The organism is uncultured Algibacter sp. (assembly GCF_963976535.1).
Classification (GTDB): Bacteria; Bacteroidota; Bacteroidia; order Flavobacteriales; family Flavobacteriaceae; genus Algibacter_B.
In genome coordinates this window covers 1-14,157 of sequence record NZ_CAXBLF010000009.1, presented here as the reverse complement: position 1 = coordinate 14,157, position 14,157 = coordinate 1, and the positions used below count along the sequence as shown (strand labels likewise).

12 protein-coding genes are annotated in these 14,157 nt (G+C 34.5%); 9 read left to right on the top strand and 3 right to left on the bottom strand.

Translation table 11 applies throughout. The annotated features are described in order from the left end of the window. Positions 1 to 576 carry a YdeI/OmpD-associated family protein gene (locus AAC024_RS04500; protein ID WP_339894019.1) on the top strand — a complete coding sequence of 192 codons (576 nt, stop codon included), beginning with the start codon at positions 1 to 3 and terminating at the stop codon, positions 574 to 576. Between the two features lie 110 nt (positions 577 to 686). Here AAC024_RS04500 and AAC024_RS04495 read toward each other — a convergent pair whose 3' ends face one another. The 3 genes from AAC024_RS04495 to AAC024_RS04485 form a co-directional block, all read right to left on the bottom strand. Continuing rightward, on the bottom strand, positions 687 to 2,192 hold the full coding sequence (locus AAC024_RS04495) for a magnesium chelatase (protein WP_339894018.1): 1,506 nt from the start codon (positions 2,190 to 2,192) through the stop codon (positions 687 to 689). Positions 2,193 to 2,256: 64 nt separating this feature from the next. Next, a complete protein-coding gene (locus AAC024_RS04490) occupies positions 2,257 to 3,384 on the bottom strand; it encodes a VWA domain-containing protein (RefSeq protein WP_339894017.1) in 1,128 nt (375 codons plus the stop codon). 88 nt (positions 3,385 to 3,472) lie between these two features. Continuing rightward, a complete protein-coding gene (locus tag AAC024_RS04485) occupies positions 3,473 to 4,150 on the bottom strand; it encodes a Crp/Fnr family transcriptional regulator (RefSeq protein ID WP_339894065.1) in 678 nt (225 codons plus the stop codon). Between the two features lie 172 nt (positions 4,151 to 4,322). Here AAC024_RS04485 and AAC024_RS04480 point away from each other — a divergent pair, with 172 nt between their 5' ends. From AAC024_RS04480 to AAC024_RS04445, 8 genes are all read left to right on the top strand, one after another. Beyond that, entirely contained in the window at positions 4,323 to 6,698 is a 2,376-nt protein-coding gene (locus AAC024_RS04480) for a heavy metal translocating P-type ATPase metal-binding domain-containing protein (RefSeq protein WP_339894016.1), read from the top strand. A gap of 437 nt (positions 6,699 to 7,135) precedes the next feature. Beyond that, entirely contained in the window at positions 7,136 to 7,327 is a 192-nt protein-coding gene (gene ccoS / locus AAC024_RS04475) for a cbb3-type cytochrome oxidase assembly protein CcoS (RefSeq protein ID WP_339894015.1), read from the top strand. Positions 7,328 to 7,417: 90 nt separating this feature from the next. Continuing rightward, positions 7,418 to 9,601 (top strand): cytochrome-c oxidase, cbb3-type subunit I, encoded by a 2,184-nt coding sequence (ccoN, locus tag AAC024_RS04470; protein ID WP_339894014.1) that lies wholly within the window; start codon positions 7,418 to 7,420, stop codon positions 9,599 to 9,601. A 22-nt stretch (positions 9,602 to 9,623) separates the two neighbouring features. Continuing rightward, positions 9,624 to 9,809, top strand: coding sequence for a CcoQ/FixQ family Cbb3-type cytochrome c oxidase assembly chaperone (locus AAC024_RS04465; RefSeq protein WP_339894013.1), 186 nt, complete (start codon positions 9,624 to 9,626; stop codon positions 9,807 to 9,809). Positions 9,810 to 9,894: 85 nt separating this feature from the next. Next, positions 9,895 to 10,779, top strand: a complete 885-nt coding sequence (locus tag AAC024_RS04460) for a cbb3-type cytochrome c oxidase N-terminal domain-containing protein (protein ID WP_339894012.1) — start codon at positions 9,895 to 9,897, stop codon at positions 10,777 to 10,779. Positions 10,780 to 10,932: 153 nt separating this feature from the next. Further along, positions 10,933 to 12,357: a cytochrome c oxidase accessory protein CcoG gene (gene ccoG / locus AAC024_RS04455; RefSeq protein ID WP_339894011.1), complete on the top strand. Its 1,425-nt coding sequence runs from the start codon at positions 10,933 to 10,935 to the stop codon at positions 12,355 to 12,357. 298 nt (positions 12,358 to 12,655) lie between these two features. After that, positions 12,656 to 13,102 (top strand): FixH family protein, encoded by a 447-nt coding sequence (locus AAC024_RS04450; protein WP_339894010.1) that lies wholly within the window; start codon positions 12,656 to 12,658, stop codon positions 13,100 to 13,102. Between the two features lies 1 nt (position 13,103). Beyond that, a complete protein-coding gene (locus AAC024_RS04445) occupies positions 13,104 to 13,805 on the top strand; it encodes a sulfite exporter TauE/SafE family protein (protein ID WP_339894009.1) in 702 nt (233 codons plus the stop codon). The last annotated feature ends 352 nt before the right edge of the window (positions 13,806 to 14,157 follow it).

Sequence of the window (14,157 nt, the reverse complement as noted above, 5' to 3'; positions counted from 1 at the left end):
TTGGAAGATTTACCCGAACTTTATTTTGAGCGCGATAGGGATTGGTATGATTGGTTATTGCAAAATCATAACCAAGTAAAAAGTGTATACCTGATTTTTTATAAACTAGAAATGAATATCCCTACTATGAGATGGGAAGACGCTGTTAAGGTTGCTATTTGTTTCGGCTGGATTGATTCTACAGTTAAAAGTTTAGGTAACGGAAAAAGACGCCAATATTTCTGCCCTAGAAACCCAAAAAGTACGTGGAGTGCCCTTAATAAAAAATATGTTGAGGAGTTAACAGAAGCTTGTTTAATTCATGAATCTGGTCATAAAATGATATCGCTTGCAAAAAACACAGGAACTTGGACTGCCATGGATGATGTTGAAAACGGTGTTATTCCTAACGGATTACAACAAGCTTTTGATAAGAACAAAATAGCTTTTGATAACTACCGAAATTTTGCACCAGGCTATAGAAAAAGCTACTTGTCATGGCTGCATAGTGCAAAACGTGAAGCAACAAGAAAAAAGCGCATCAATCAAATTATTGAATTATGCGCTAATAATATTAAAAGTAGAGATAATTGGTAAATAATTAGATTTTCGATAAAAAATCGAAAATCATTATTTAGATTCCCGCTTTTGCGAGAATGACAATTTTATAAGAAACCAGGACGTATTCGTCCTGGAGTTTTTTTTGACTAAATTCCGCCTATAAAGCTCCCATAAGGGTCTTTAAATTGAATACCTTCAGTAAATCTGTGTTTACTTAATTGTTTGTTTTCAACCAAAGCCCAAAGCACAAACTCTTTTACAAAATAACTATCTTGTTTTGATAAGTTAGGTTGATATTTTCCTAATAAATCATCTAACGGAGAAATAGCATATAGTAAGTTCTTATATTCTTTATCTCTTAAATCATCTAATAACTCAAAACCATCTTTCTGATTGAAAAACCAAGACACTACGTCATCATAAGGACTTTCTTCTTCTTGTTTTTGTAGTTTACCAATCTTTGGAAAAAACTCCGCAAACAGCCTTTTGACCGCTTCACCAATAAGATTATATGCAACCACAGCAGCACCCTCTTGCTCTCCTTCATAAACCAATTCAACCTTACCTGTAATAGCTGGGATTATTCCAACAAAATCTGATAACCTCAAGGTTGTTTGACCGTCACCATTCATCAATGCTCTTCGTTCTGCAGTGCTAAATAAGTTTTCTAATGCAGTGATACTTAAACGTGCACTTACGCCACTTTTAGCATCAACAAACTCACTTTCACGAGCTTCAAAAACAATTTGTTCTAATAAATCTCTTGCTAAATCTGGCACAATTACAGATGTTTTTTGACTTTCTACTAATTTAGCTTCTTGCTCAGTAATTTGTCTAGCTGTTTCAATATCAGTAGGATAATGTGTCAAAATTTGAGAACCTATTCTATCTTTTAAGGGTGTTACAATACTTCCTCTATTGGTGTAATCTTCTGGATTAGCCGTAAATAAAAATTGAATATCTAAGGGCAACCTCAACTTAAAGCCTCTAATTTGAATATCGCCTTCTTGTAAAATATTAAATAATGCGACTTGAATTCTAGCTTGCAAATCTGGTAATTCGTTGATTACAAAAATGCAACGATTTGCTCGAGGTATCATCCCGTAATGAATTACTCTATCATCCGCATAACTCAATTTTAAATTTGCCGCCTTTATCGGATCTACATCACCAATAATATCAGCTACAGTAACATCTGGGGTTGCTAGTTTTTCAGCAAAACGTTCACTTCTATGCAACCAAGAGATGGGAGTATCATCGCCTTTCTCTTTTATCAATTCCACAGCAAATCTTGAGATTGGATAAAAAGGATCATCGTTAATTTCAGAACCTTCTACTACAGGAATATACTCATCTAATAAATTCAGCATTAAACGTGCTAATCGTGTTTTTGCTTGCCCACGTAAACCTAATAAGTTGATATTGTGCCTTGATAAAATAGCACGCTCTAATTCCGGAATTACTGTGTTTTCATAACCGTGAACACCCTCAAAAGTGGTTTCTTTATTTTTTATTTTATTAATAAGGTTATCGCGAAGTTCATCTTTTATAGATTTTGATTGATAACCTGCTAGTTTTAGCTCGCCTAGTGTTATAGGCCTCTTCGAAGGAGAGGGAACTGTTGCGTTCTTACTTTTCTGTGTAATTTTCATAATATGCTTATATTTTTCCTATTTGAGTATCCCTCCCTTTGGGGAGGTTAGGAGGGGCTTGTTTCTATCCCTTTATCCTCTTCTTTCTATTTGTTTCATAATCCTCAAAAATCATTTCGCCCAAACCTTTAAGTCCTGTATAAAATGCTTTTCCTTGATTTGCATAAGTAAACTCTCTAACAAACTGCATTAAATAGGAGTCTTGAGCTATCATAAATGTTGTGATTGGTATATGCAAACGCCTTGCTTGTTGTGCCATAGCATAACACTTATTTACAATATGCGTATCTAATCCGTTACTGTTTTTATAGTACTGTCCGTCGGGTAAACGCAAACAACTTGGTTTTCCATCGGTAATCATAAAAATTTGCTTATTCGTATTTCGTTTACGTCTTAATAAGTCCATTGCCAATTGCAAACCAGCAACGGTATTGGTGTGATACGGACCAACTTTTAAGTATGGCAAATCTTTAATTTCAATTTGCCAAGCATCATTACCAAATACTAAAATATCCAAGGTGTCTTTAGGATATCTGGTGGTAATTAATTCGGCTAGTGCCATGGCTACTTTCTTTGCAGGCGTAATTCTATCTTCTCCATACAAAATCATACTATGGCTAATGTCGATCATAAGCACCGTACTCATTTGCGACTTATGAAGTGTTTCTTCAACTACTAAATCGTCTTCCGAAAGTATAAAATCTGAAATACCGTGATTAATTTGTGCATTCTTCAAACTTTCAGTCATAGACACTTTATCTAAAGCATCACCAAATTGATAGTTTCTAAAATCACCTGTATGTTCATCACCCAATCCGGGGCTTTTGCTTTTATGATTGCCTTGTCCGCTACGTTTAATTTTTCCAAAAATATGGTCTAGTGCTTGTTGACGAATGGCACGCTCCGTTTTTGCAGTTATAGCTAATGAACCATTTCCCTCAGGATCAATTTCTTCTCGCAAATACCCTTTCTTTTTTAGGTCTTCAATAAAATCTTCAATGGTATATTCGGCTGTGGTAAGTTGGTATTCTTTATCTAATTCTCGCAACCAATCTATCGCTTCGTCAAAATCTCCTGAAGTATGTGTAATTAATTCCTTAAAAACCTCGAAGAGTTTATCAAAAGGCGATTGATAAGGCGCTTCGTATTTTTTAAAAATAAAGCCTTTTTTAAAAGTTTTGTCGTTTTTCATAGCAGCATAAAAATACTATAATTTTATAGAAAACGACAACCCCTATAATCAGATTTATCTATACTTTAACATGAATTTCGAATAAGCGTTATTCTACCCGTTTTAAACCATTAAGGTCTTCAATCTTTATAAACTTACCTAAGGTAGAAATTAAGCCTTCCTTTTTAAATTGAGAAAGTACGCGAATTGCAGATTCTGTTGCAGTACCTACTATGCTGGCATAATCTTCGCGAGACAAAAGAACACTTAAAGTACCATCTGGATTTACACCAAAACTATCATGGATATAAATTAATGTTTCTGCTAAACGCTGGCGCACTGATTTTTGAGCCATATTTACAATAACATCATCAGCTTCTTTTAAATCGTGAGCCATATCTTTTAATACATCAAACGAAAATTTTGGGTTTTTTTGAAGATCAGCAATTATTTCAGACTTTGGAATGAAACAAACCTCCATATCATTTAAAGCGGTTGCCTGCAAATTAGAGGCCTCTTCACTAATCAAAGAACGCTGGCCTAATAATTGCCCTTTAACAACCATTTTTACAATCTGATCTTTTCCGTTTTCACTAAGTTTAGATAGTTTACAAATACCATCTTTTACACAATACACACCATTTAACATTTCACCTTCTTCAAAAATAACCTCACCCTTTTTAATGATTCTAGAAGTCTTACAAGAGGAAATTCGCACTAACTCATCTTTAGTCAGTGACTTAAGTGAATTAAATTGTTTGATTATACATTGTTCACACTTTCCCATACCAATTACTTTATCGCTTTGTAAAAGTATAAAACTCATGATAAATATCATATATTAACCACATCTAATTTTTTAATTTTGCAAAAGGTATAAATGAGCAAATATTACGAAATGAATCAATTAATAATTTTGATTCCATTACAGCATTCTATTAACGAAATACAACCGTCAGATGAAACATAAAACATGTTTCCACTGCGGGTTAGATTCGTCATCTTCTGAAATTATATATGATGACAAATCATTTTGTTGTAACGGTTGTAAAACAGTGTACGAGATATTCTCTGCAAACGATTTAACGTGTTACTACGATTTACAACAAGCTCCAGGTGCAACTCCAAAAGAAATTGAAGGCAAGTACAATTTTTTAGACAATGCTAAAATTGTTGAAAATCTTTTAGAATTTGACGATGAAAAAACCCAGATTGTAACACTTTACATCCCCCATATTCATTGTAGTTCTTGTATTTGGATTCTTGAAAACCTAAATAAATTACATACTTCCATAAGCGCATCAATAGTCAATTTTGGGAAGAAAACGGTAAGAGTCACCTATAACATTGAAGATTTTTCAATAAAAGCATTGGTTAAACTTTTGAGCAGTGTTGGCTACGAGCCCTTTATAAGCTTAGATGATTATAGTGTTGGTAAAAAAAATATAGACAGATCGCTAATTTATAAATTAGGCGTAGCAGGTTTTGCCTTTGGAAACATTATGTTTTTGTCGTTTCCTGAGTATTTTCAGGTTAACGGATTTTGGATTGAAAAATACGCCCCAGTTTTTAGGTGGGTGATGTTCACTTTTTCATTGCCCGTAGTTTTTTATTCTGCCCAAGATTATTTTATTTCTGCCTATAAAGGATTACGCTCCAAAATTTTAAATATGGATGTTCCTATTGCGTTGGGAGCTGCTGTACTATTTCTAAGAAGTACTACTGAAATTGTTTTAGATATTGGAACTGGCTTTTTTGATAGTTTATCTGGGCTTATTTTCTTTTTATTGCTTGGGAAGTTTTTTCAACAAAAAACCTATACTTTTTTATCGTTTGAACGGGATTACAAATCCTACTTCCCAATTGGAATTACTAAAATTTTTTCTGATACTTCTGAAGCCTCCATTCAAGTGTATGATATTGAAAAGGGAGATAGACTTTTGATAAGAAATGAAGAACTTATTCCTGTGGATTGTATTTTGATAAAAGGAAATGCGCGTATTGATTACAGTTTTGTGACTGGTGAATCTGAAGCCGTTTCAAAACAATCTGGTGATAAATTATTTGCCGGAGGAAAACAATTAAATGGCAGTATTGAAGTTGATGTTTTAAAAACTGTTGAACAAAGTTACTTAACCCAACTTTGGAGTAATGATGTGTTTAGTAAAAACAAAGAAGATGGTTTTACTACGCTAACCAATGCCATTAGTAAGCGGTTTACAATTGCTGTTCTTAGTATTGCAATGATATCAACACTATATTGGCTATTTATCGATTCATCAAAAGCTTTAAATGTATTTACATCAGTGCTAATTATTGCTTGTCCGTGTGCTATTGCATTGGCTGCGCCTTTTACTTTTGGAAATATGTTACGCATTTTTGGCAAACTTAAATTTTATGCTAAAAACGCATCTGTGATTGAACAATTAGCGGCCATTGACACCATTATTTTTGATAAAACTGGAACGATTACGGCAAACAAAGAAACGGCGATTGCTTATGATGGATTGAAACTTTCAGATGATGAAGAGTCTTTATTAAAAAGCACGTTACGAAACTCTAATCATCCTTTAAGTAGATCCTTATACTCGCTTTTAGAAGAAAACGACATTGTAACTTTAGATAACTTCCAAGAACATATTGGTGAAGGTATTGCCGCTAAACACAACGAAGATTCTATAAAAATTGGATCTGCGCCTTTTGTGGGTTATACTTCGGAAACGGCTACCTTAAACACGGCGGTTCATGTGAGTGCTAACAACCAATACAAAGGAAAATTCACGTTTTACAACCAATATAGACAAGGACTTTCTACGTTATTTAATCAACTTAAAAAACATTATGATTTGGTAATTCTATCTGGGGATAATGCTGGTGAAAAAGAAAATTTAACCAAATTACTTCCAGCAAAAACAAAGTTGTTTTTTAATCAGAAACCTGAAGATAAGTTGGAATATATCAAACATCATCAAAATTCTGGAGCAAAAGTATTAATGATTGGTGATGGATTAAATGACGCTGGTGCCTTAGCACAAAGTAATGTTGGGATTGCTATTTCTGAAAATGTGAATGTGTTCTCCCCGGCTTGTGATGTTATATTAGATGCTACAAAGTTTAACCAGTTATATCATTTTATAAAAGCTTCAAAATCAGCCATAAAGATCATTAAATGGAGTTTTGCTTTGTCTTTAATATACAATATTATTGGGCTTTATTTTGCGGTTACGGGACAGCTATCCCCTGTTGTTGCTGCTATATTAATGCCTTTAAGTTCAATAAGTATTGTGGTATTTACAACAATTTGTACTAATATTGTAGGTAGAAAACTGAAATAAAAGCCCCACCTAACCTCCCCGAAGGGGAGGAAACTCGAACGAATGAAACTCTTGAAAAAAAATTTAGAAACATGAGTAAATACATAATTGTTCTCTCCCCTTCGGAGAGAACTAGGGAAAGGAAAATGAGAAATGAATTTAGCAGACTGGTAGGGATTGCAGTGAAACATTTATGTTCATGAATTCTTTAATAAAAAATAGAAATGCATGAATAAAAGCCCACAGCCCCACGAAGGAGGTACGAGGACTTGGAACGTAAAGCCCGTCTTTTTGTGATCCTGCAAGGTTTTAGATACACAAACCAAGTTTGGTACTGCGCCTTGTAGGTATGAACAAAAAGGAACGCCAAAGAAAATAAAAATGAAAATGAAACATGACAAATATCATCTTTTAAAAAAAAGTTTGAAAGTATTTTTGAACCGTAACTTCTATTAGGTATGAGTGTTATATATATTTTACTTGCTATTAGCATATTTGTTGCTATTGGCTTTTTTATTGCATTTATTGTTGCTGTGAAAAGCGGACAGTATGACGATAGTTATACGCCATCTGTACGCATGCTTTTTGAGGATGAATTGATAAAAGATAAACCAAAGAAAACGATACTAACCAAAAAGAATAATAATTAGTACTATGAAATCGCTAGCACAAAACTTCTATAAAAACCGATTTGCTTTTAGCGATTGCATAAGACCTTCCAATAAAATAAATATTTACTTATGAAAATGCAACAATTTCATTACGATAATAAAATCGTTACCAAGTTCCTTTATGCTACAATAATTTTTGGAGTTGTTGGAATGGCCGTAGGTTTACTACTTGCCTTTATGTTTTTATTCCCAAACCTTACGGATGGGATTTCGTGGCTTAGTTTTGGTCGTTTAAGACCTTTACACACGAATGCCATAATTTTTGCCTTTGTGGGTAATGCCATGTTTGCTGGTATTTACTATTCGCTTCAGCGTTTACTAAAAGCCCGTATGGCGAGCGACCTTTTAAGTAATATTAACTTTTGGGGTTGGCAACTTATTATTGTTGCTGCCGCGATATCACTGCCTTTAGGATATACAACATCAAAAGAATATGCAGAACTAGAATGGCCCATTGATATTGCTATTGCACTTATTTGGGTGGTTTTTGGTGTGAATATGATATGGACGATTTTAAAACGTCGCCAACGTCATTTATACGTTGCCATTTGGTTTTACATTGCCACATTTGTAACTGTTGCTGTACTTCATATTTTTAATAGTTTAGAATTGCCTGTAAGTGCTATGAAAAGCTACTCTGTTTATGCAGGTGTGCAAGATGCACTTGTGCAATGGTGGTACGGACATAATGCGGTGGCATTCTTTTTAACCACACCGTTTTTAGGTTTGATGTATTATTTTGTTCCTAAGGCTGCAAACCGACCTGTGTATTCTTATAGATTATCTATTGTGCATTTCTGGTCGTTAATCTTTATATATATTTGGGCAGGTCCGCATCACTTATTATATACCGCTTTACCAGAATGGGCGCAAAACTTAGGGGTAGCATTCTCAGTAATGTTATTGATGCCTTCTTGGGGTGGTATGATAAACGGTTTATTAACGCTTCGTGGTGCGTGGGATAAAGTACGAACCGACCCTGTTTTAAAATTTATGGTCGTAGCTATCACCGGTTATGGTATGGCAACTTTTGAAGGCCCTATGTTATCACTTAAAACGGTAAATGCTATGGCGCACTATACCGATTGGATTATAGCGCACGTGCACGTTGGCGCATTAGCTTGGAATGGTTTTATGGCTTTTGGTATTATTTATTACTTAATTCCAAGATTATTTAAAACTAAATTATTCTCTTTAGGGTTAGCTAATTTACACTTTTGGTTAGGCACTTTGGGTATCATTTTATATGCGCTACCTATGTATGTTGCTGGTTTTACGCAATGGGCTATGTGGAAGCAATTTAACCCAGACGGCACATTAGTTTACGGAAACTTCTTAGAAACCGTCACAGAACTTATGCCTCTATATTGGATGCGTGCTATTGGTGGTACGCTTTATATTGTTGGAATGTTTGTTTTAGTGTTTAACATTATAGCAACTATAAGACAAGGAAGTAAAGTTGAAGATGAATTGGCCGAAGCCCCTGCTTTAGAAACTGTGACTAAAAAACGAACGTCTAGTGAAGGTTGGCATACATGGTTAGAAAGAAGACCAATACAATTAACCATATTAGCCACTGTAGCTATTTTAATTGGAGGGATTCTCCAGATTGTACCAACAATTATGGTAAAATCAAATATCCCAACAATTGCTAGTGTTAAACCTTATACACCTCTTGAGTTAGAAGGTAGAGATATTTATATCCGAGAAGGCTGTGTGGGTTGCCATTCACAAATGATACGTCCATTTAGGGATGAAGTGGAACGTTATGGTGAATACTCAAAAGCTGGTGAATTTGTTTACGATCATCCATTCCTGTGGGGAAGTAAACGTACTGGTCCAGATTTACACAGAATTGGTGCGAAGTATTCAGATAACTGGCACTTTAATCACATGTATGACCCACAGAGTACATCATCAGGTTCTATCATGCCTCGTTATCCTTGGTTAATTACAGGTTCATCTAGTGAACTTGATAAATCACAAACAGAGGCAAAAATGGAAGCTATGGTTACCTTAGGTGTTCCTTATTCTGAAGAAGATATTGCCAATGCGCAACAAAATATGTTAGACCAAGGTGCTCAAATTGAACAAAACTTGTACAACGATCCAGATTTCGCTAAAACCTATGAAGCAGACAAAAAATATGCTGCTGAAAACAGTGAAGACTTTATTGAAATGAAAAATCGCGAGATTGTCGCCATGATTGCTTACTTACAGCGATTGGGAACCGATATTCATGTTGAAGATTAATTAATCATCAAAAGAAAACATTATGTTAAAATTTGTAAAAAATCATATGGATAGCATTGCGGGGATTGAAATATACCCAATCATTTCTTTGCTCATCTTTTTTATCTTTTTTGTAGTGCTCTTTTGGTGGGTAATTACCGCTAAAAAAGATCACATAAAAAGGGTTAGTAATATTCCATTAGACAATCAAAACGACGATATATTATGAAACCATCTATTCAAAGATTGAATTTACATCTGAATAGAATCGGAGGTTACATTTGTCAATTAAAAAACAATAAAACAACCATCAAATGAAAAATTTAATTCCATCTTGGATTCGTGTTCCAATAGTATTTTTTATCATTTTCGGAACCGTAGAATTCTTTATTGATTCTGGAGAGAAACCAGCATTTATAGAATACCCTGCAGTCATGCTCTTTTTACTGTTAGTCCTTTTAATTCTCATAGCTATTGAAGCTATATTAGGAGCTTTAGAAAACGTGATGCTTCATAAATTAGATGATGAAGCCAAAGCAAAATTCTTAGCCCAAAATAAAAAATCATTTAAGTTTACTTGGTTAAAAGAAACCTATCAAAAGCTTCTTGGGCAAAAACCTATGGAGGAAGAAGGTGAAATTATCTTAGACCATAATTATGATGGTATTAAAGAGCTTGATAACAATTTACCACCATGGTGGATTTACGGTTTTTACGCTAGTATTGTTTTTGCTGCTGTTTATCTATTAAGATACCATGTATTTAATGGGCCTACTCAAATTGATGAATTGGAAACCGAATTAGCCGATGCTAGAATTGCTATTGACGCCTATAAAAAAACTGCTAAAGATTTAGTAGATATCAATACAGTAACACAACTTACTGAAGCGGCAGACTTAAGTGCTGGTAAAATTATTTTTGAAACCAATTGTGTGGCTTGCCATATGGCCGATGGTGGTGGTGGAATTGGACCAAACTTAACTGATAAAAATTGGATTTCAGGTGGCGGTATTAAAAACGTATTTAAAACGGTATCTGAAGGTGGTCGTTCAGGAAAAGGAATGATTGCATGGAAAGCGCTACTTAAACCATTAGAAATGGCACAGGTTTCCAGTTATCTCTTAACGTTTGAAGGAACAACTGCAGCTAACCCAAAAGCGCCTGAAGGTGATATTTGGGTAGATGAAAATGCGGAATAAGCTCCCGAAACAGTTACGGATTAAACTGAAACTATATCAAACTAAGCTAAACACTTTTGACCTACAAGGTTTAAACACCTTGTAGGTCTTAAAAATAGTTTCAATCATACCTACAAGGTTCTTTAAAAACCTCGCAGGACAAGTTAAAGACAAGTGGAAACCCCAGATAACGAAAATTTTAGAGACTCTATTGGTACCATTACCGAAGAAGGAAAACGTGCGTGGGTGTTCCCTAAAAAACCTAATGGTAAGTTTTATAAGTATAGAAAATATGTAAGTTATTTTTTATTGGCGTTTTTATTACTATCGCCTTTTATAAAAATTAACGGGAATCAGTTTTTAATGTTTAATATTTTGGAGCGCCGATTTAATATTTTCGGTTTTCCGTTTTGGCCACAAGATTTTCATCTGTTTGTGATTTCTATGCTGATTGGTGTGGTTTTTATTACGCTATTTACTGTGGCTTTTGGTCGTATTTTTTGTGGATGGATATGTCCACAAACCATTTTTATGGAAATGGTTTTTCGTCGCATTGAATACTGGATTGAAGGTGATAGAAATAAACAACGGAAACTGGACAGACAAAAATGGGATGCCGAAAAAATTAGAAAAAAAGGGTTAAAACAATTCATATTTCTTATTATTTCGTTCATTATTGCAAATGTATTTTTAGCGTATTTAATAGGAAGCGACAAGCTAATTGAGCATATTACTGAAGGCCCTCTAAAAAATGTTAGTACTTTAATCTCGCTATTAATTTTTACAGCGGTATTTTACTTTGTTTTTGCATGGTTTAGAGAACAGGTTTGTATTATTGCTTGCCCGTACGGAAGATTACAAGGGGTTTTATTAGATACCAAATCTATTGTTGTTGCTTACGACCATAAACGTGGTGAAGCTGAAAACGGTAGAAAAAAGTTTAGAAAAAATGAAGACAGAGAAGCTTTAGGTCATGGTGATTGTATAGATTGTTTACAGTGTGTTCATGTTTGCCCAACTGGAATTGATATTAGAAATGGTACACAATTAGAATGTGTTAATTGTACAGCTTGTATTGATGAATGCGACCATATTATGGAAAGCATTAATCTTCCAAAAGGATTGATACGTTATGCAAGCGAAGAGGAAATTGAAAAGAAAGCACCTTTTAAATTTACTCCTAGAATTAAAGGCTACATTGCGGTTTTAGCCATAATGATTGGGCTTTTAATTGGCATGCTGTTTTTACGAAATGATGTTGAAGCCAATGTGTTAAGGTTACCAGGGCAGTTATATGAGCACAAAGACAATAACATTATTAGCAATGTATTTACTTATAAATTGGTTAACAAAACCAGTAAAGATATTGATGATGTGAGTTTTAAACTCATGTCTCATAAAGGGGAATTAAAATTGGTTTCTACTGGTACTGATTTTGTAGTACCGAGTCAGGGGATTGCTGAAGGAACGTTGTTTATTGAAATTAATAATTCGGCATTGTCTGGTGATAGAAATAAGATAAAAATTGGCGTTTATAAAGGCGACAAGTTAATTGAAACGACTACTGCTAATTTTTTAGGACCTAGGAGTTATAAATAAGTTGGCCGTAATCAGTCTTCAGTTGGAAGTACTTACTCTTGCGAGTAATAAATGACTATGGCGGATGGGTGCATTAGGGATTGAAGTGGCATCCTTTTTTGAGGCACGAGAAAAAGATATAACGGAAAGCCCGACCCGTAAGGGGAATGCCAAAAAATAAAAGTCAGCAGTATTTTAGTACGCCGTTGGCAATATCCTGCGAGTCCCAATAGTTATCGGGATTAAGAACCTTGTAGGTATAAATTGAAAAAATAATATTAATTAAAAATAGATTCTTGCCTTCGCAGGAATGACAGATATGAAATTTAATTGGGGAACCGGAATTGTATTAGCATTTATTGGGTTTATCTCGTTTATCATGTACTTTATTATTACCATGAATGTGGACGATAAATACAATCATGATTTGGTGAGTGAGGATTATTATGCCGATGAATTAAAATACCAAAATGATATTGATAAACTGGAAAACGCTAAGACATTAGACACCAATATTAATTACGAAAAAACAGCTGACGGGTTACTAATAAAATTCCCAGAGGCTTTTAATTACAAAGACATTACAGGAAATATGTTCCTATATAGACCATCTAACAAACAACTAGACTTTGAAACTGATATTTCATTGTCTAATTCAAATTTGCTCATACCTGACAATCGTTTGGTAGATGGTCGTTGGAACATTAAGATCGATTGGCAATATAAGGGAAAATCTTATTTATTTAAAGAATCTATAAATTATTAGCATGCTTGTTTCGGCATTTATATTAGGGCTATTAGGGAGTTTTCACTGTGTTGGCATGTGTGGACCTATAGCGTTTATGTTGCCGGTTGACCGCTCTAATACGATTAAAAAAATTACACAAATTGCTGTTTACCATTTTGGTAGATTATTAGCTTACAGCATTATAGGGCTCATTTTTGGATTGATAGGTAAGAGCCTTTATATTTTTGGATTTCAGCAGCAACTTTCTATAATAATTGGGGTTTTAATGATTTTAGTAGTATTAATTCCGCAACAAACTTTTAATAAATATAATTTCTCGAAACCTATTTACAGATTGATTTCTAAAGTTAAAACTGCTTTAGGCTCTGCCATGAAGAAAAAAACTATGGATACGTTTTTAACCATTGGATTTTTAAATGGTTTTCTACCTTGTGGCTTAGTTTATATGGCACTATTTGCCGCTATTGCTGGCGGAAATGCCATAAACGGAAGTTTATACATGGCTGTTTTTGGTTTGGGTACTATTCCTTTAATGACTACGGCTATTTATTTTAGTCAGTTTTTAAAAGGCAAAGCAAGACAGCGTATTCAAAAAGCAATTCCTGTTTTTGTTATTCTTATTGGCGCTTTATTTATTCTCCGTGGTTTAGGCCTTGGAATTCCTTACCTCTCTCCTGCTCCTGTTTATGACTTGGTTTCTAATGGGGTAGATTGTCATTAATTACAAATTGTGTCCCATTGAGGGGACTTTAGGGGTGTTTTTTTTGGGTTCCCTTTTACTCATACCTACAAGTCCCGATAACTATCGGGACTTGTAGGATCGCAAAAGGTCGGGCTTTCGGCAGTCGCTCTCTGCGAGGAGCTCCAACAGATGCCTCAATCCCTAACCCGTTTGTTCGCCAAGGCAATTTTAAACCATAAATTTAAGTACTTATTTGCCGTTTTTTTGTCCCCTTGAGGGGACTTTAGGGGTGTTTACCCCAGCTCAGACAGCCCTATAATCCCCTCAACAAGGAGATATTTTGGGTCACACGTAAAAGTTGGGGAATAATATTATTTTTGGATAAAAAAGT